Annotated in this window: 18 protein-coding genes; 13 read left to right on the forward strand and 5 right to left on the reverse strand. The window is 46.1% G+C overall.

From position 1 onward, the window contains the following. The first annotated feature begins 63 nt into the window (after window positions 1-63). Entirely contained in the window at window positions 64-681 is a 618-nt protein-coding gene (locus RHEIN_RS05950; RefSeq protein WP_008898073.1) for a transglycosylase SLT domain-containing protein, read from the forward strand. A gap of 49 nt (window positions 682-730) precedes the next feature. On the opposite strand, the gene RHEIN_RS05955 is transcribed toward RHEIN_RS05950, so the two are convergent. Both RHEIN_RS05955 and RHEIN_RS05960 read right to left on the reverse strand, forming a co-directional pair. Further along, window positions 731-1,999, reverse strand: a complete 1,269-nt coding sequence (locus tag RHEIN_RS05955; protein WP_008898074.1) for an HlyC/CorC family transporter — start codon at window positions 1,997-1,999, stop codon at window positions 731-733. A 92-nt stretch (window positions 2,000-2,091) separates the two neighbouring features. Further along, window positions 2,092-2,901 carry a cytochrome C assembly family protein gene (locus tag RHEIN_RS05960; RefSeq protein ID WP_008898075.1) on the reverse strand — a complete coding sequence of 270 codons (810 nt, stop codon included), beginning with the start codon at window positions 2,899-2,901 and terminating at the stop codon, window positions 2,092-2,094. Window positions 2,902-3,068: 167 nt separating this feature from the next. Between RHEIN_RS05960 and ffh the strand changes: the two genes are divergently transcribed. The 7 genes from ffh to RHEIN_RS05995 all read left to right on the forward strand — a co-directional run bounded on the left by ffh (window position 3,069) and on the right by RHEIN_RS05995 (window position 8,733). Then, window positions 3,069-4,436, forward strand: coding sequence for a signal recognition particle protein (gene ffh, locus RHEIN_RS05965; RefSeq protein WP_008898076.1), 1,368 nt, complete (start codon window positions 3,069-3,071; stop codon window positions 4,434-4,436). Window positions 4,437-4,603: 167 nt separating this feature from the next. After that, on the forward strand, window positions 4,604-4,855 hold the full coding sequence (rpsP, locus tag RHEIN_RS05970) for a 30S ribosomal protein S16 (protein ID WP_008898077.1): 252 nt from the start codon (window positions 4,604-4,606) through the stop codon (window positions 4,853-4,855). Between the two features lie 32 nt (window positions 4,856-4,887). Next, on the forward strand, window positions 4,888-5,415 hold the full coding sequence (rimM, locus tag RHEIN_RS05975; RefSeq protein WP_008898078.1) for a ribosome maturation factor RimM: 528 nt from the start codon (window positions 4,888-4,890) through the stop codon (window positions 5,413-5,415). Then, a complete protein-coding gene (gene trmD, locus RHEIN_RS05980; protein ID WP_008898079.1) occupies window positions 5,415-6,191 on the forward strand; it encodes a tRNA (guanosine(37)-N1)-methyltransferase TrmD in 777 nt (258 codons plus the stop codon). Before rimM ends, trmD begins: the two co-directional genes overlap by 1 nt. A gap of 22 nt (window positions 6,192-6,213) precedes the next feature. Beyond that, on the forward strand, window positions 6,214-6,573 hold the full coding sequence (gene rplS, locus RHEIN_RS05985; RefSeq protein WP_008898080.1) for a 50S ribosomal protein L19: 360 nt from the start codon (window positions 6,214-6,216) through the stop codon (window positions 6,571-6,573). 203 nt (window positions 6,574-6,776) lie between these two features. Next, window positions 6,777-7,379: a DNA-J related domain-containing protein gene (locus RHEIN_RS05990; RefSeq protein ID WP_237704345.1), complete on the forward strand. Its 603-nt coding sequence runs from the start codon at window positions 6,777-6,779 to the stop codon at window positions 7,377-7,379. 127 nt (window positions 7,380-7,506) lie between these two features. Continuing rightward, window positions 7,507-8,733 (forward strand): threonine/serine ThrE exporter family protein, encoded by a 1,227-nt coding sequence (locus RHEIN_RS05995; protein ID WP_008898082.1) that lies wholly within the window; start codon window positions 7,507-7,509, stop codon window positions 8,731-8,733. Between the two features lie 173 nt (window positions 8,734-8,906). On the opposite strand, the gene RHEIN_RS06000 is transcribed toward RHEIN_RS05995, so the two are convergent. Continuing rightward, the gene (locus RHEIN_RS06000) at window positions 8,907-9,485 is read right to left on the reverse strand and encodes a response regulator (protein ID WP_008898083.1); all 579 of its coding nucleotides are present in this window, start codon (window positions 9,483-9,485) and stop codon (window positions 8,907-8,909) included. A 105-nt stretch (window positions 9,486-9,590) separates the two neighbouring features. After that, window positions 9,591-9,938 (reverse strand): DUF3135 domain-containing protein, encoded by a 348-nt coding sequence (locus tag RHEIN_RS06005; RefSeq protein WP_008898084.1) that lies wholly within the window; start codon window positions 9,936-9,938, stop codon window positions 9,591-9,593. A 348-nt stretch (window positions 9,939-10,286) separates the two neighbouring features. Between RHEIN_RS06005 and RHEIN_RS06010 the strand changes: the two genes are divergently transcribed. From RHEIN_RS06010 to RHEIN_RS06030, 5 genes are all read left to right on the forward strand, one after another. Then, entirely contained in the window at window positions 10,287-11,369 is a 1,083-nt protein-coding gene (locus tag RHEIN_RS06010) for a 3-deoxy-7-phosphoheptulonate synthase (protein ID WP_008898085.1), read from the forward strand. A 9-nt stretch (window positions 11,370-11,378) separates the two neighbouring features. Next, complete coding sequence (gene tyrA / locus RHEIN_RS06015) at window positions 11,379-12,533, forward strand: bifunctional chorismate mutase/prephenate dehydrogenase (protein ID WP_008898086.1); 1,155 nt, start codon at window positions 11,379-11,381, stop codon at window positions 12,531-12,533. Window positions 12,534-12,651: 118 nt separating this feature from the next. After that, entirely contained in the window at window positions 12,652-13,350 is a 699-nt protein-coding gene (gene mtgA, locus RHEIN_RS06020; RefSeq protein ID WP_008898087.1) for a monofunctional biosynthetic peptidoglycan transglycosylase, read from the forward strand. 134 nt (window positions 13,351-13,484) lie between these two features. Then, window positions 13,485-13,688: a hypothetical protein gene (locus RHEIN_RS06025; RefSeq protein ID WP_008898088.1), complete on the forward strand. Its 204-nt coding sequence runs from the start codon at window positions 13,485-13,487 to the stop codon at window positions 13,686-13,688. A gap of 314 nt (window positions 13,689-14,002) precedes the next feature. Continuing rightward, window positions 14,003-16,270 carry an arginine/lysine/ornithine decarboxylase gene (locus tag RHEIN_RS06030; RefSeq protein ID WP_008898089.1) on the forward strand — a complete coding sequence of 756 codons (2,268 nt, stop codon included), beginning with the start codon at window positions 14,003-14,005 and terminating at the stop codon, window positions 16,268-16,270. A gap of 40 nt (window positions 16,271-16,310) precedes the next feature. On the opposite strand, the gene RHEIN_RS06035 is transcribed toward RHEIN_RS06030, so the two are convergent. Then, a complete protein-coding gene (locus RHEIN_RS06035; protein WP_008898090.1) occupies window positions 16,311-17,189 on the reverse strand; it encodes a TIGR00730 family Rossman fold protein in 879 nt (292 codons plus the stop codon). Window positions 17,190-17,204: the final 15 nt, after the last annotated feature.

A 17,204-nucleotide genomic window follows, 5' to 3' on the forward strand; every position in this document is an offset into this window, starting at 1 on the left:
AAAACTTGGTTGAATCCGTTCATTGGGTTAGTCTTGGTTGTGTTTTAAAAAGTTCAGCGTCACATGAAAAAAATTAAAAAAACTTTACTCTTCTTATCACTCGCCACTGTATTAACAGGTTGCGCCACAGCTCCACCAAAAAACAGCTCCAATTTATGTGAAATTTTCCGTGAGCATGACGACTGGTATGATGCTGCATCCGATATGCGCGATAAATGGGAAGTGCCTATCCATGTGGCTATGGCGATGATGTATCAGGAAAGCAGCTTTAAGCACAACGCTCAGCCCCCTATGGAATACTGGTTTGGATTTATTCCTGTAGGCAGAGCCAGTACGGCTTATGGTTATGCTCAGGTCAAAGATGAGACATGGGAAGACTATGGCCGGGAAACCGGCAGCTATTTTGCTGCCCGCTCGAACTTTGATGATGCGTTGGATTTTATGGGCTGGTATATGAATAAAAGCACTAAAATCAATAAAGTGGCTAAATCAGATGCCTATGCCCAGTATCTGAATTATCACGAAGGCTGGGGCGGCTATAAACGTGGTACTTATTATAAGAAGCGCTGGCTGATGGAAACTGCCCGTAAGGTGCAGCAACGAGCGACTATGTATCAGAAACAATTACAAAGCTGTGAAGACGAATTTAAAAGCGGCTGGTTTTTTGGTTTGTTTGGTTAACCGGACAAAGACTGATGTAACAAGGGCGCCTCAAGGCGCCCTTTTGTTTTTAACTTTTTTGCAAATGGGGCATTAAACGCACTGTTTTAATCATATTATCCTGCACTTCGACAATTTCCATCGGGCAGCCTGCCAGAGTTAAACCTAAGCTGGCTTCCGGAATTTCCTCCAGATACTCCAGCACCAGACCATTTAATGTTTTAGGCCCGTCTGTTGGAAAGTTCAGCTGCATATCCCGGTTTAAATCCCGTAAGTTAATACCGCCGTCCACCAGAAAACTGCCATCAACCTGAGGCTGAATTTCTTCACTCTGGTGATCGGCGATGTCTGTTGTAAAGTTACCTACCACCTCTTCCAGTATATCCTCTAGCGTCACCAGGCCCTGAATATCGCCGTATTCATCGACCACCAGGCCTATACGCTCTTTGGAGCTCTGAAACTTGTGCAGTTGGGTATTGAGTGGGGTGTTTTCCGGAATAAAATAAATTTCCCGCACCGAGCGCAACAGAGATGCTTTGTTCAGTTGTTCTTTTAACGCCAGACGGGCCAGATCGCGGCTATGAATAAAACCTAAGGCATCATCCACACTGTCGCGGTACAACAAAATACGGTTATGCTGGCTGTTGGACAACTGACGCACTATGTCTTTCCATTCGTCGTTGATATCAATCCCCACAAGTTCATTACGTGGGATCATAATATCTTCTACAGTCGCTTTTTCTAAATCCAGCACGCCAACCAGCATACTTTGGTTGTGTTCCGGGATCAGTGCGCCAGCTTCATAAACGACAGTGCGTAATTCTTCGCTGCTTAAGCTGTTGCCATGATGCTGCTCAGCGCTGACGCCAAGCCAGCCTAACAAGGTGTTACAGATTTTATTTAGTAACCATACGGCAGGGTACAGCAGCTTCATCAGAGGTTTTAAAATCACTGAACTTGGGAAAGCTACTTTTTCAGGATGCAAAGCGGCCAGAGTTTTTGGAGTGACTTCACCGAATATCAGAATAACCACGGTCAGAGCTACGGTCGCAATGGCGATGCCGAAATCACCATAGAGTCTCATCCCCAGCACTGTCGCTGTGGCTGATGCGGCTATATTCACCAGATTGTTACCAACCAGAATTAAACCAATCAACCTGTCGCGGCGTTCCAGCATAGCAGTCACACGTATAGCCGATTTATGCTGCTCATTGGCCAGGTGTTTAAGCTTGTAGGGGTTCAGCGACATCATGCTGGTTTCAGAAGCTGAGAAGAATGCAGAACACAACACCAGCAAGCCCAATACAATAAAAAGGGTGCTGGTTGAGATATCGTCCAAAAGTAGTTTACCTGTAGGGCTAATCGAAGTTATTTGATATTACGAACAGCCCATCAAGTCAAGAATTAATGGGCTATCGCGGCAAAAAGCTGCTATCCGAGTCTGTCTAACATCACTTCACGGACAAAACGGCTGCCAAAATAAGCCAGCGTCAACAAAATGCTGCCGGTAAAGGTTAAGGCTATCGCCAGACGACCACGCCAGCCTAACTGAGCATGACCCCATAATAACAGCACAAAGACCAGAAAAGCCGCTGAGCTCAGTATGTTTTTATGCAGGTTTTGCGCGTCCAGCCAGTTATCAGTAAAAGCGGCGCCACTGAACAAGGTTAACCCCAACAACAAAGTACCGAGCAGCAGTACTCTGAACTGCAACTGCTCAACCTGAAGTAATGGAGGTAAAAATTGATTACCTAACATAAAATCTTTTTGTTTCAGCTTTTTGCTGATGTAGTTCACTTGCAGTGAATGCAAAGTAGCCACTATTAATAAGGTGTAAGCGACAAAAGCGACAATAATATGCATCAGCAAAATTGGGCTCTGTTCAAAATGCTGCATTTGTACTTCAGCAGGCAAAACTAAAACAGCTAACTGAGTCAGGGCTGAAAAACCATAGACAATAGGCAGCAGCAATACTGTTGGGGTGCGCAGCGCCGTAATAGTAATAGCAGTGCTGATCAACCAGCATACCAGTGAAATGACATTCAGCAGGCTGAAGTTCTGACCAGCGTCGGCAAAAATAGAATCAGCCAGAAACAGCATATGGCAAACAATAGCCAACAAAGCAGCGCTGAACATCAATTTATAGTTAGGGCCTTGTGGATGCACCAGACGGGACAATAGCATGCCGGTTGCCAGCAAATAACCAACCAATGCCACACCGGGTAACAGCTCAACTACCATAAATCAGATCCTGTTGATTCGTGAAGATTTAACATTCTATTGCAAATTACTCGCATTTGACAGCTCAAGCTCACCTAATTGGCGTGACAGTTTCAGCTAAGATGGCGGCTGACTCCTTACTCGCTCTGGGGTATAATCCGGCCATATTGTATCTCAGGTGTTAAGTTATGTTTGAAAACCTGTCGGACCGCCTAACCAAAACGCTGAAGAACATCAGCGGTCGTGGTCGTTTAACTGAAGATAATATCAAAGAAACCTTACGTGAAGTACGGATGGCTTTATTAGAAGCTGACGTTGCTTTGCCTGTGGTGCGTGACTTTGTTAATCAGGTCAAAGAACGTTCTGTTGGCATTGAAGTCAGCAAAAGCCTGACACCAGGTCAGGAATTTCTGAAAATCGTCCGTAAAGCCTTAGAAGATGCGATGGGCGAAGCCAACGAAGAGTTGGCGCTTAATGTTCAGCCGCCAGCCGTTGTTTTAATGGCGGGTTTACAAGGTGCGGGTAAAACCACCTCTGTGGCTAAGCTGGCGAAATTCTTAAAAGAGCGCAAGAAGAAAAAAGTATTAGTGGTTTCTGCGGATATCTATCGCCCTGCTGCTATTAAACAGTTAGAAACTTTAGCCAAAGAAGTGGGTGTTGAGTTTTTCCCAAGCGATGTAGGCCAGAAACCTATAGATATAGTGAACGCTGCCATAGCTCACGCCCGCTTACAAATTTTTGATGTGCTGCTCGTGGATACAGCAGGTCGTTTGCACGTTGACGAAGAAATGATGGGCGAAATTAAAGCCCTGCATGCTGCGGTTAATCCTGTCGAAACTCTGTTTGTGGTGGATGCCATGACAGGTCAGGATGCGGCCAATACGGCCAAAGCTTTTAATGAAGCATTGCCTTTGACAGGCGTGATCCTGACCAAAGCAGACGGTGACGCCCGTGGTGGTGCTGCTTTATCTATACGTCATATCACAGGCAAGCCGATTAAGTTTATCGGTATGGGCGAAAAAACTGACGCTTTAGAGCCATTCCACCCAGATCGTATCGCCTCCCGCATTTTGGGCATGGGCGATGTGATGAGCCTGATCGAGCAAATCGAGCAGAAGGTTGATAAAGAACAAGCCGCCAAAGTGGCTGCCAAAGTGATGAAAGGGCAGGGCTTCAGTTTAGAAGACTTCCGTGACCAGTTAGTGCAGATGCGTGGTATGGGCGGCATGATGTCAATGCTGGATAAATTACCAGGTATGAAAAACTTACCCGCTGGTGCTATGGATCAGATGGGCAATAAGCAGTTCAATAAAATGGAAGCCATCATCAATTCCATGACGAAAAAAGAACGCTTATTTCCGGATTTGATTAAAGGCTCACGCAAAAAGCGTATAGCTGCAGGTTCTGGCACTCAGGTGCAGGATGTAAACCAGTTGCTGAAACAATTTACCCAAATGCAGAAAATGATGAAGCAGATGTCGGGTAAAGGCGGCTTAATGAAGATGATGCGGGGTATGGGTGGCAAGTTACCACCAGGTCTGTTGCCTCCCCGTTAAGCCCTTTTCTGCCCTATGACTGTTGGGCTTTGGCAAAAGCTGAAATATGCTGCCAAAGCCCGAAAAACCTTGCAATGCAGGTAAAAATCCGTACAATTCACCGACCCCACGGTCTGACCGCGGGGTTTGTTATTTTTTTAAATCCTGAACGATTATTAGAGGACGGTATGGTAACTATTCGTTTACAACGTGGTGGCGCGAAAAAGCGTCCATTTTACCAAGTTGTGGTAGCGGACAGCCGTTTTGCCCGTGATGGCCGCTTCATTGAGCGCGTGGGTTTTTTCAACCCAATCGCTAGCGGTACTGAAGAGCAAACGCGTATTGACTTAGAGCGTATCAACCACTGGGTATCGCAAGGCGCTTCTTTAAGCGACCGCGTTGCTTCATTGGTGAAAGCTGCTAAGAAAACTGCTGCTTAATAGCTAAAATAAATAAAGGTCGGAGTTTCACCTTGAACGGTAAAGATTTAGTTGTCTTAGGTAAGTTTGGTGCTGTTTACGGCATCAACGGGTGGCTAAAAGTAAACTCCTATACCGATATCCCGGAAGGGATTTTTGATTACACACCCTGGCAAATTCAAGTGCAGGGTAACTGGCGTCAAATGCAAATCTTCGGTAAAAAACGACATGGCAACGGCCTTATCGTAAAACTGGCAGACGTGGCTGACCGCGACCAGGCTCAACTCTACGTAAATGCGGATATCGCAGTAGAGCGTTCTGCGTTACCCCAGCTTGCTGAGGGTGATTTCTATTGGCGTGACCTGATGGGCATGGCAGTAGTGAACGAGGCTGGTTATCACTTAGGTGAAGTGGTCGACATGATGGAAACTGGCTCAAACGACGTTCTCGTTGTGAAAGCCAATAAATCCGATGCATTTGGCAAGACGGAGCGTTTACTCCCTTTCCTGACTGACTCTGTCATTAAGGAAGTGAATAACGCTGAAAGACGTATCTTAGTAGACTGGGATCCGGACTTTTAATGTCGCAGCAAGCTGGTTTGTGGGTTGGGGTTATTACTCTGTTCCCGCAGATGTTTGATGCTATTACAAAGTTTGGTGTAACAAGCCGTGCTGTAAAGCAAGGGTTGTTACAGGTAGAGTGCTGGAATCCGCGGGATTATACTTCGGATAAACACAATACCGTCGATGATCGCCCCTTTGGTGGTGGTCCCGGAATGCTAATGATGGTGCAGCCGCTGACCGACGCTATTCGCGCCGCCAAGCAAGCTGCCGGAGGAAATGTACATACGGTGTATTTGTCGCCGCAAGGCCGCAAATTAGACCAAAAAGGTGTACAGGAACTTTCACGTTACCCGAAACTGCTGTTAGTGGCAGGCCGTTACGAAGGCATTGATGAACGCGTAATTGAAACCGAAATTGACGAAGAATGGTCAATTGGGGATTACGTGCTGAGTGGAGGCGAGTTGCCTGCGATGACGCTGATTGATGCGGTATCGCGACTGGTACCAGGCGTACTAGGGCACGAAGAGTCGGCAGAACAGGATTCGTTTGCAACTGGTTTGTTAGACTGCCCACACTACACCAGACCTGCGGTGTTAGCAGACAAAGAGGTTCCACCGGTGTTGCTGAGTGGACACCATGAAAATATACGACGCTGGCGTCTGAAACAGGCTCTTGGTAGAACCTGGTTAAGACGGCCGGATATGTTAAATGCCCTGGCTCTGACTAAGGAGCAACGCAAATTACTGGATGAATTCCAATTGGAACACCAGGCGTTGCAGCAACACGATAGTTAATTCCAGGTAAAGTGAGATTGTTATGAGCAAAGTTAGCCAAAACATTATCAAGCAACTTGAAGACGAACAGTTAAAAACTGACGTGCCAGCATTTGGCCCAGGTGACACTGTAGTTGTTCAGGTTAAAGTGAAAGAAGGTGACAAAACCCGTCTGCAGGCTTACGAAGGCGTAGTTATCGCCAAACGTAACCGTGGTCTGCATTCAGCTTTCACAGTTCGTAAAATTTCCAACGGCGAAGGTGTTGAGCGTGTATTCCAGACGCACAGCCCTATGATTGACAGCATTACGCTGAAACGCCGTGGCGCAGTCCGCCGTGCCAAGCTTTACTACTTACGCGATCGTTCAGGTAAATCAGCGCGTATCCGCGAAAAGCTTAACTAAGCGACTGGAAAGGCTGACCTTGTGTCAGCCTTTTTTTATTCGCAGCCATCCCTGGCGCTTACCCTTTGGGCCAATGCTTCGCATTGTTAAAAATTGATCCTGACAATTTTTTATTCGCAGCCATCCCTGGCGCTCACCCTTTGGGCCAATGCTTCGCATTGTTAAAAATTGATCCTGACAATTTTTTGGTCTGTAATGTGACTATGCATACTGAACTGCAAGATGATTTAGTAACCGCACTCGAAGCTTTCCTGTTGTCCAGACAAGGAGAGATCAGCGAGCAGGAATTGCTGCATCAATTAAAAGCCTTTTTCCCCGAACCTCGCAGCCTCGCTGTTGATTCTTTGTTATTCCAGCAACACTTTATTCTTTATCATCATTTGTTTGTACTGCAGGCTCAGTGGCAGCAGGAGCAAGTGGCTTTATTGCATATTGGTTACGCCAAAGTGATAGTTTATACAGTCACGGCACTGCCCGACAATGCCATGGCTTTATGGCAAGAGCAACAGGACAAAGCGGCTTATTATCTGGATTGGCAAAATATGCGGGCAATGACGGATGATAAATTGCAGACGGTATTGGATGAGTTCTGGAAAAAGCTGGCGTTGTACCAGCAGAATAAAACGCTCGATACCGCAGTGTTGCAAAAAAAATGGCAGTTGGTTCGGCCTTATTCAGTGGCTCAGCTGAAAAAAAACTACCGGCAGCAGGCACTGCGTTTGCACCCGGATAAAGGCGGGGATGCTGCGGCTTTTCAGCTGTTGCAGCAGGAATACCAATGGTTGCTGGCTGAATTTTCGTCCTGAACCATAGTTTAACTAGCCTGTTTAACTTTGGGTTTATCAACTACTTAGCTTTATCAACTTCTATGCTTAGTTGATAAAGCCCACTACAATAGCTGTATTGTGTTGCAACGCGACAAAGGGCCCAACAGTGGATTCTGCCAGTTTTATTGAAAAACGCCGTTTTATCGTCAAGCTTGGCAAAATGCTGCATAAGTTTGGTACACCTGCTTATCGTTTGGAGGCGCACTTACAGGAAGTGGCACAGCTGCTGAAAATTGGTGGTTCTTTTGCTATTACGCCTACAGTGCTGACTTTTGTGCTCTGGATCCCTGGCGATGAAAATGAATACACTCACATCTCCCGGGTGACCCCAGGCGAACTGGATTTAGGTGCCTTATCTTATACGGATGAACTGGTGGATGCACTTGCCAGCAGTAAACTCACCTTACAGGATGTAAATCTGCGGCTGGACCAAATAGCTGCAGCCCCAAATCCCTATTCCCGCTGGGCCACTTTTGCTGCTTTTGGCGCTTCAAGTGGTGCTTTTTCTATGCTGATGCGAGCCAGTTGGCATGATGTGTTCTGGGCGACAGTGCTTGGTCTTATCGTGTATTTGTTTGTGCTCTGGTCGATGAAATCACGCCGTGTTGCCCATATGCTGGAGCCACTGGTGGCTCTGGTTTCAGCGCTGCTGGCTACTTCTGTGGCTGTTTATCTGGATCCGATGATCAATGTGCCCCTGGTGGTATTGTCTTCCATTATTGTATTTATTCCAGGCCTGGCTTTAACCCTGGGATTAGCAGAGCTGGCGGCCCGCCATCTGGTATCCGGCACAGCCAGGGTGATGGATGCAGTGATGCTGTTGTTTAAGCTGTATTTTGGTGCCTTTTTAGGGGTCGCTTTAGGTCAGGTGTTATTTGGCCAGATCCCTCCGCAAATCGCGCCTTCAGTGCCACAATGGACCAGTTGGCTGGCCGTCGCTATTTTATGTGGCAGCTTAGTGGTGGTATTCAAAGCAAGGCTGAAGCATGCGCTTTGGGGATTAGCCTCTGGCTTTATCGCCTATGCGGCCAGCTTGTGGGGCGCTTATTACCTTGGACTGGCATTGGGGGCTTTTGTCGGTGCTTTTGCGGTAGGTTTATACGGTAATTTGTTTAACCGACTGATGAATGCCCCAGCTAGTATTGTTTCTTTGCAGGGCATGATAGTACTAGTGCCAGGCAGTAAAACTTATATGGGTTTAAATGCTTTTGTTTCAGGGCAACAAATGGTGTCCACTGAACAATTAGGTCAGCAAACCTTCTTGATTTTTATGTCGCTGGTGGCAGGATTTATTTTTGCTAATGTGGCGTTGCCACCACGAAAGGCGTTGTAGCAGAGCAGTTTTATTGCGCATAGCCAAAGTAATTGACGTTACAGCACAATGACAGGCAATTAAGACACCAGAAGCATAGTTAAGTTGTGTGACTGGTGTGATACTTTTTATTGACGAGAAAGCGCAGTCAACAAAGCTGCAGCTTCAAGTACTAGGGGAATAAAAAGCTGCGATTAACGCAGCTCTTGTAACAGCTTCTCTAAGCGGTCTTTTAAGTCGCTAAATAGCAGAGGTTTACGCATCAGTTGAACTGTGTCGGGTAAACCGCTGCCAGCTGCAATTTCTGCATCAGTTAAAGCTGTCACTACAATAATTTTCATATTCTCGTGGCGTGGAGATAACTTCAGTTCACGGATCATCTGAAAACCATCCAGTTCAGGCATCTGCAAATCTGAGATCAGAATTTGTGGTGCCCATTCGCCAATTTTTAATAAACCAGCTATACCGTTGGTGACTGACTGCAAACTGATAGGTAAACCCCAGGATTCAATTTGCAGGCTGTAAAGTTGTTTCAGTAGTTCATCATCCTCTGCCAAGAGAATGCGAACTGAATTATCAACAGGTTGAGTCTGATTTTTCAGCAGAAGGCGTTCGACAGAAGATTGGGTCACACGACGATGACCACCAGGAGTTTTCCAGGCGTCCAGAGCACCTTTCTCAACCCACAACTGCACGGTGCGCAAAGAAACACCAAGTAAATCAGCAGCTTGTTGAGTCGACAATAAAGGTTCTGTGTGTTTACTTTTGTTCATACAGGTTAATGGGTATCATATTTTGTATTTTTATCAATTCTAGACGAGAACACAGGTCGCTGTCACTTTATTTTTTGTGATTTTCAACCGCTTTTTTTTCACTTATCACTCCTGACCCTTTGACCTGAAAGGCAAAATGGTAGCACAGGGCTTTTGCTGCGGTTTTTGCGTCGTGCATAACTGCTCCAGGGCATCCTGCATCCGGCTCATTTCCGACAACATGAGCTGATAGGCTCTGGTTAACCGGACCAGAGGGGCTTTATATCTCAGCTGTTCTGACTGTAGCCTGAACAAGGTTTGCTGAATGGCCTTTCTTCCCCTGTCGTCACTTTGCGCATCAATAAGCTCCTGATTCAATTTTTTCTGTAACTCATCCAGTGCCGTTGGGTTCTGTTTTGCCATGCTGAGTAACTCATCAAAATCGGGCAGCGGTGAAAAAGGGGGAGCAGCCATAAGCCAGCCTATACAGAGTTAAAGTGGGTTAAGTTTTAGTGTAGACCATCCAGTTCTGACCGTTGTTCCTGTGGCATTAGCACTAAATACAAAGTTTGATCTGAGCCAAATTGATTAAATGGCATGGTTGTAACGAATATTGTACGAGTTTTGTTTTTGCTGGATTTGTTTGCTTTCCTTGTTTTGTTTGGCTTTAAAGGTTGACTTGTTTGTGTTTGGTTTTTAATATGCCTGTATTCGTAATTAATTAAATACGTGTTGTAAATATAAGTTTACTGGTGTTCTGCTTGCATTTATCAAGTAAAAACCGGCGCTTTGGCAACGCATGATGCAAACAGGAGCATAAAAATGAGCAAGATTGTTGATGATTTACGTATAGTCTCGGAGCAGTTATTAAGCCCGCCAGCCGTATTAAAGCAGGCCTTACCTTTATCTGGCGCAGGTTCTGATTTTATTCAAAAATCCCGTCAGGAGATTGCAGATATAGTGCATGGCCGCGATCCACGTTTACTGGTGATCACTGGCCCTTGTTCTATTCATGATCCGGTGTCAGCTATGGATTACGCCCGCCGCCTGAAACAGCTGCAACTGCAATTCAGAGATACGCTGTACATTGTGATGCGGGTGTACTTTGAAAAACCCCGCACTACGGTTGGCTGGAAAGGTTTTATTAACGATCCTCATCTGGATGACTCTTTTGATCTGGAAACGGGTTTAACCAAAGGTCGCCGTTTACTGCTGGATTTAGTTGAGATGGAATTGCCAGCCGCAACTGAAGCTTTAGACCCTATTAGCCCACAGTATCTGTCTGATTTAATCAGCTGGGCAGCCGTAGGTGCCCGTACTGTGGAATCACAGACTCACCGTGAAATGGCCAGCGGTTTGTCGATGCCAGTTGGTTTTAAAAATGGCACTGACGGTAATTTAAATATTGCACTTAATGCACTGCAATCAGCCGCCAGTGGCCACAGCTTTATTGGTATCAACCAAAAAGGTCAGGTGTCTCTGGTGCAAACAGCAGGTAACCCGGACGGTCATGTCATTTTACGGGGTGGCGTGAAACCTAACTATGACGAAGACAGTGTGCAGGCGGCTTTAACTGCACTGCGTAAACATGGTTTACCTGAAGGTTTGGTGATTGACTGCAGTCATGGTAATTCCAGCAAAGATCACAACAGACAAGGCATTGTGGCTCAGTCAGTGATTGAACAACGCATCAAAGGCAACAAAGCTATTATAGGTATAATGCTTGAGAGCCATATTCATGCTGGCCGTCAGGATTTAGTCGATGGTAAAGCTGAACTCTATGGCGTATCAGTGACGGACGCTTGTATTGACTGGGCAAGTACAGCTGGATTATTGGCTGGCCTGGATCAACAGCTGTCATCCCAAAGAGCGCCCGAACAATCTTCACGTGAAGTTGCGGCCTGAGAGTTACAGATGAATGACGTTGTAAGTAAATCAGCGAAAGACGATCCGATGGCAGCTCTGCTGCCGCTGCGTCAGCAAATCGACGAGCTGGATAGCCAACTGGTGGAGTTGTTGGCCAAAAGAGCGGCAGTGACAGCTGAAGTAGGGCGGGTGAAGCAGCAGTATGCCTTACCTTTATATGTGCCTGAACGTGAACAAGCTTTAATTAAAGCCCGCCGTCAGCAAGCTGAAGATGCAGGTGTTTCTGCTGATCTGATTGAAGATGTATTACGCCGTGTGATGCGTGAGTCGTACCAGACTCAGGAAGCTGGTTTTGTCTGCTGTCGCCAAAGCGGCGATAAAGTGGTGGTAGTGGGTGGTGCCGGTGCTTTAGGCAAACGTTTTGTCAGTTTATTTCAGCGATCTGGTTATCAGGTTGAGGTACTGGAACAAGACAACTGGCATCAGGCTCAGGCTATGATCAAGGGCGCTGCTTTGGTCTTAATAGCTGTGCCTATAGCAGTCACCGAACAGGTGATCGAGCTATTACCACAGCTGGATGCAGATACTGTGCTGGCTGACTTAACCAGTACCAAAACCGGGCCTCTGAACGCCATGCTGAAAACACACAGCGGCGCTGTAGTGGGTTTACATCCTATGTTTGGCCCTGATATCAGTAATATCGCCAAACAAGTGGTTGTCGTTAGTCATGGCCGCGATTTAGAAAACTATCAATGGCTGATACAGCAACTTAAGGTGTGGGGCGCTGTACTGACTGAAAAATCAGCGCAGCAACATGATGAGTTGATGCAACTGATCCAGGCCATGCGCCACTTCAGCTCTTTGGTGTACGGTGTGCATCTGGCTGAAGAACAGGCTGATTTACAGCAATTGCTGGAGTTAAGTTCACCTATTTACCGGCTGGAGCTGGCGATGGTAGGGCGCTTGTTTGCGCAAAATGCCGAGCTGTATGCTGATATTATGTTGTCTTCCAGCGCAGTCACGGGGTTGTTGCAAAGGTATCAGCACAGGTTTAATCAGCTATCACATTTATTAGCTGCGGGTGACAAAGCAGGGTTAATGGCGGAGTTCGCCAAAGGCCAGCAATTTTTTGGACCCTTAGCCGACCAATTCCTGCAGGAGAGCCGTCGTTTGTTACAAAAAGCCTCAGATGAGCGCAGCTAAAGTATTAGGCTGTTAAAACACGAACTACTGCGAAAGAGCCAGCAACTAAAGCTGGCTCATTTCTTTATGGCGCTTTACACTCAAATTCCAAGAATACTGATACTTATCTGGAAAGTCATTGATTTCACTTTGGTTTGGTAAATTTCTAAAACTTATTAAATACCTGATTATTCTGGCTTTAAGCCTGGTGCTGATCTTTGCTTTTGTGCCTGTCCCTGTCACTGGCGTGATGATAGAACGGCATATTCAGGCCATGTGGAGCTCCCAGAAAAACTTTGATTTACAGCACAAGTGGGTCGCTTTTGAGCACATCTCGTCAGCAATGAAACAAGCGGTAGTGGCTGCTGAAGATCAAAAATTTCCGGATCATTATGGCTTTGATACCGAAGCTATCGAAAAAGCGCTGGCCTATAACAGCAGGGGACAGAAAGTGCGAGGTGCTTCTACCATCAGTCAGCAAACAGCAAAAAATGTATTTTTATGGACGGGCCGCAGCTGGTTTCGCAAAGGACTGGAGTTGGTGTTTACCGGCCTGATTGAGTTGGTATGGGGTAAAGAACGAATTCTGGAAGTGTATTTAAACAGTGTGGAGTTTGGTCCAGGGGTGTTTGGAGTGGAAGCTGCCGCACAGAAGTTTTTCAAGCGGCCAGCCAGTAAGTTGAGTCGTCATCAGGCAGCGCTGTTAGCCGCTGTGTTGCCCAATCCGCTGCGTTTTAAAGTGCAAGACCCTTCCCCTTATATGTATAAACGCCAGCAATGGATTTTAAAGCAGATGGGACAGTTGGCCCCGATAGAACAACGTTTAGCCGATAATTAAACTAGTATGACTTTTTTATGACTCAGGTATGACTATTCGATGAAGATTTCTGATTTTTAACGCTTTTTCGATGCAAACTTTGTTCAGGCTGTTTAGGATCCGGCGCAACTGAAGAGTTGAAGCGGAGTTTAATCATGGGCAAAAGAACATCTGAATTTATGCGCTCTGTGCATATAAAAACTATCCAGGCCGGTTTACAGCAAGGTAAACCCATAGAAGAGGCAGAACAGCATTTGCGTTTTGTTGGTGTCTGTGAAGATGAGCTGATGGATTTGCTGCTGGAAGCGGGTTATACCCCTGAACAACATGCGGAGCTGGCTACTTCAGAACACTGCTGAGTTTCAGCGGCGGTAAGCTGGATTTTGTCGGTATAAAAATGCAAAAAAGCAGGGACTGCATGCAGTCCCTGAATGTCTGGGTATAGAACAGGAATAGAGCTGCGTCTTGCTGCAGCCATAGTTAAGGTGGCTAATATCTGTGTCAGTTCTGTGACAATCCCCAGTTCCCCCGCTGTGAATACGTATTCAAATTGTGGTTTCAGCTCAAATTTGGCTAATTTGCGATTTTTCTGCAGGAAAAACAGGTCGGATTAGAGGAATTTTCTGCAAAATAAAGTATCCTTTGCCCACTTTTAACCGGCTTGGGGTACTCCATGCGTTTTTACTTTCCTCTGATCATTATCGATGAAGATTTCAGAACCGAAAATACCAGTGGTTCAGGTATTCGTGAACTGGCTGCAGCCATTGAAGCCGAAGGCATGGATGTAGTGGGTTACACCAGTTATGGCGACCTGACCTCTTTTGCTCAGCAACAAAGCCGGGCTGCTGGTTTTATCTTATCTATTGATGACGAAGAATTTGGTGGTGGCTCTGCAGAAGACAGCCACTCAGTGCTGGCAAACTTAAAAGGTTTTGTCGATAAAATCCGTCATCGCAACCCGGATATTCCAATCTATCTGTACGGTGAAACCCGAACCTCACGCCATATTCCTAATGCTATTTTGCGTGAACTGCATGGCTTTATTCATATGCATGAAGACACGCCAGAGTTTGTGGCGCGGCATATTATCCGTGAAGCCAAAAGTTATTTAGATACCCTGGCGCCTCCGTTTTTCCGTGCTTTAACCAACTACGCACAGGACGGTTCCTATTCATGGCACTGCCCTGGACACTCAGGTGGTGTGGCCTTTTTAAAATCGCCTGTAGGCCAGATGTTCCACCAGTTTTTTGGTGAAAACATGTTACGTGCAGACGTGTGTAACGCGGTCGATGAATTAGGTCAGTTATTGGATCACACAGGTCCAGTGGCGGCGTCTGAGCGTAATGCAGCTCGTATTTTTAACGCCGACCATTTGTTTTTTGTGACCAACGGTACTTCAACCTCCAACAAAATTGTCTGGAACTCCACTGTAGCTCCGGGTGATATCGTCGTCGTTGACCGTAACTGCCATAAATCTATTTTGCACGCTATTATGATGACAGGTGCTGTGCCGGTATTTTTAATGCCAACACGCAACCACTACGGCATTATTGGTCCTATTCCTCGTAGCGAGTTTGAACCTGCCACTATCCGTAAAAAAATGATGGCAAACCCATTCTGCCGTGAAAAACTGGAACAGAATCCTAACGTTAAACCGCGGGTTTTGACTATTACCCAGTCGACTTATGATGGCGTCTTGTATAACGTTGAAGAAATTAAGTCCATGCTGGATGGTGAAATCGAAACTCTGCATTTTGATGAAGCCTGGTTACCACACGCGGCTTTCCATGATTTTTATGGGGATTACCATGCGATAGGTGAAGGCCGTCCACGTTGTGAAACCTCTATGGTGTTTTCTACTCAATCAACACACAAGCTGTTGGCTGGTATTTCACAGGCTTCACAAATTCTGGTGCAGGACGCCAAGCAGAACAAGCTGGATCAGCACTTGTTTAACGAAGCTTATCTGATGCATACCTCCACCAGTCCACAGTACGCCATTATTGCATCCTGTGACGTTGCTGCGGCTATGATGGAAGCGCCTGGTGGCACAGCTTTAGTGGAAGAATCACTGGACGAAGCACTGGAATTCCGCCGTGCTATGCGTAAGGTGGACGACGAATACGGCGATGACTGGTGGTTCAAGGTCTGGGGACCTGATGATTTAACAGACGAAGGTTTGGATCACCGTGATGCCTGGATGTTAAAAGCAGGCGAAAGCTGGCATGGTTTTGGTGATATAGCTGAAGGATTTAACCTTTTGGACCCTATCAAGGCCACTATATTAACTCCTGGTTTAAACGTTGATGGCGATTTTGATGAGTCAGGTATTCCTGCTGCTATTGTGGCTAAGTACTTATCTGAGCATGGTGTAGTCATTGAAAAAACCGGCCTGTATTCGTTTTTTATCATGTTCACCATAGGCATTACCAAAGGTCGCTGGAATACCATGGTGACAGCGCTGCAGCAGTTTAAAGACGATTACGACAAAAACGCACCTTTATGGCGGGTATTGCCGGAATTTATCGCTAAATATCCACAATACGAGCGTATTGGTTTAAAAGACTTATGTGATCAAATTCACCAGATTTACCGTGAAAACAACGTTGCTAAGATGACTACTGAGATGTATTTATCTGAGTTGGTACCGGCGATGAAACCGTCCAAAGCTTTTGCCGCTATGGCACATAAAGAACTGGACAGGGTGCCACTGGATAACCTGATAGGCCGCATTACTGCCGTGATGTTAACGCCTTATCCACCAGGTATTCCGCTTCTGGTACCGGGCGAAGTGTTTAATACCATCATTGTGGATTACCTGAAATTCGCCCGCGAATTTAACGGTGCTTTCCCAGGCTTTGAGACTTATATCCACGGTCTGGTTTGTGAAGAACGTAACGGTAAAAAAGAATACTTTGTTGATTGCGTAAAAGCTCAATAAACTCAAAGGGTCAGAGCACATACTCTGACCCTTTATTTCCTTATAACTGATAACAATGGCAAATGGCTTGCCAGGCTTGTTCCGGTGTATCCACAAACTGGATCAGCTGCATATCTTCGGCTTTAATCAATCCTTCCTCGACCAGCAGGTCAAAGTTAATCAAACGGCTCCAGAAGTTTTTGTCATACAGGATCACAGGCACTGTATTGGCTTTACCTGTTTGCAATAAAGTCAGGGTTTCAAACAGCTCATCTAAAGTGCCAAAACCGCCGGGAAAAGCCACTAAAGCCCGTGCACGTTGTAAAAAGTGCATTTTACGAATGGCAAAATAATGAAAGCGGAAACAAAACTCTGGTGTGATATAGGGGTTTGGTTTTTGCTCGTGTGGCAAAACAATGTTCAGACCAATACTTTGGCCCCCTGTTTCATAAGCGCCTTTATTGGCCGCTTCCATAATGCCAGGCCCACCACCACTGATGATCATCAAGGCTGTTTCAGGACAGCTTTGGCTGTGTTCTGTCACCAGTCGTGAAAACTCTGCAGCAGCTTCGTAATAGCAGCTGTTTTTTAACTGACGCTCCGCTGTTTTTAATTGCTGTTGCAGTTGTGGATCGGCTGGTGCCAATGCCAGTTGATCCTGCGCTTGTGTGACCAAAAGCTCAGCTTGTTGTCGTGACACAAAACGGGCGCTGCCAAAGACTACGACTGTGGCTTTGATCTGATGTTGTTCGAGGATCAACTGAGGTTTTAAATACTCCAGCTGCAAACGCACATGCCGTAATTCGTCTTGCATTAAAAAATCATCATCAGCAAAAGCCAGTCGATAGGACGGGTGTTCGAGTAAATCCTGGCTTTGTTGCTCCGTCGCTTCACGGGCTGAACTCAGATGGCGTTGGTATAAGGGGTTGTCAGCAGACATAAAAGGGCTCCATAC

This window comes from Rheinheimera sp. A13L (assembly GCF_000217935.1).
In the GTDB taxonomy this organism is placed as follows: Bacteria; Pseudomonadota; Gammaproteobacteria; order Enterobacterales; family Alteromonadaceae; genus Pararheinheimera.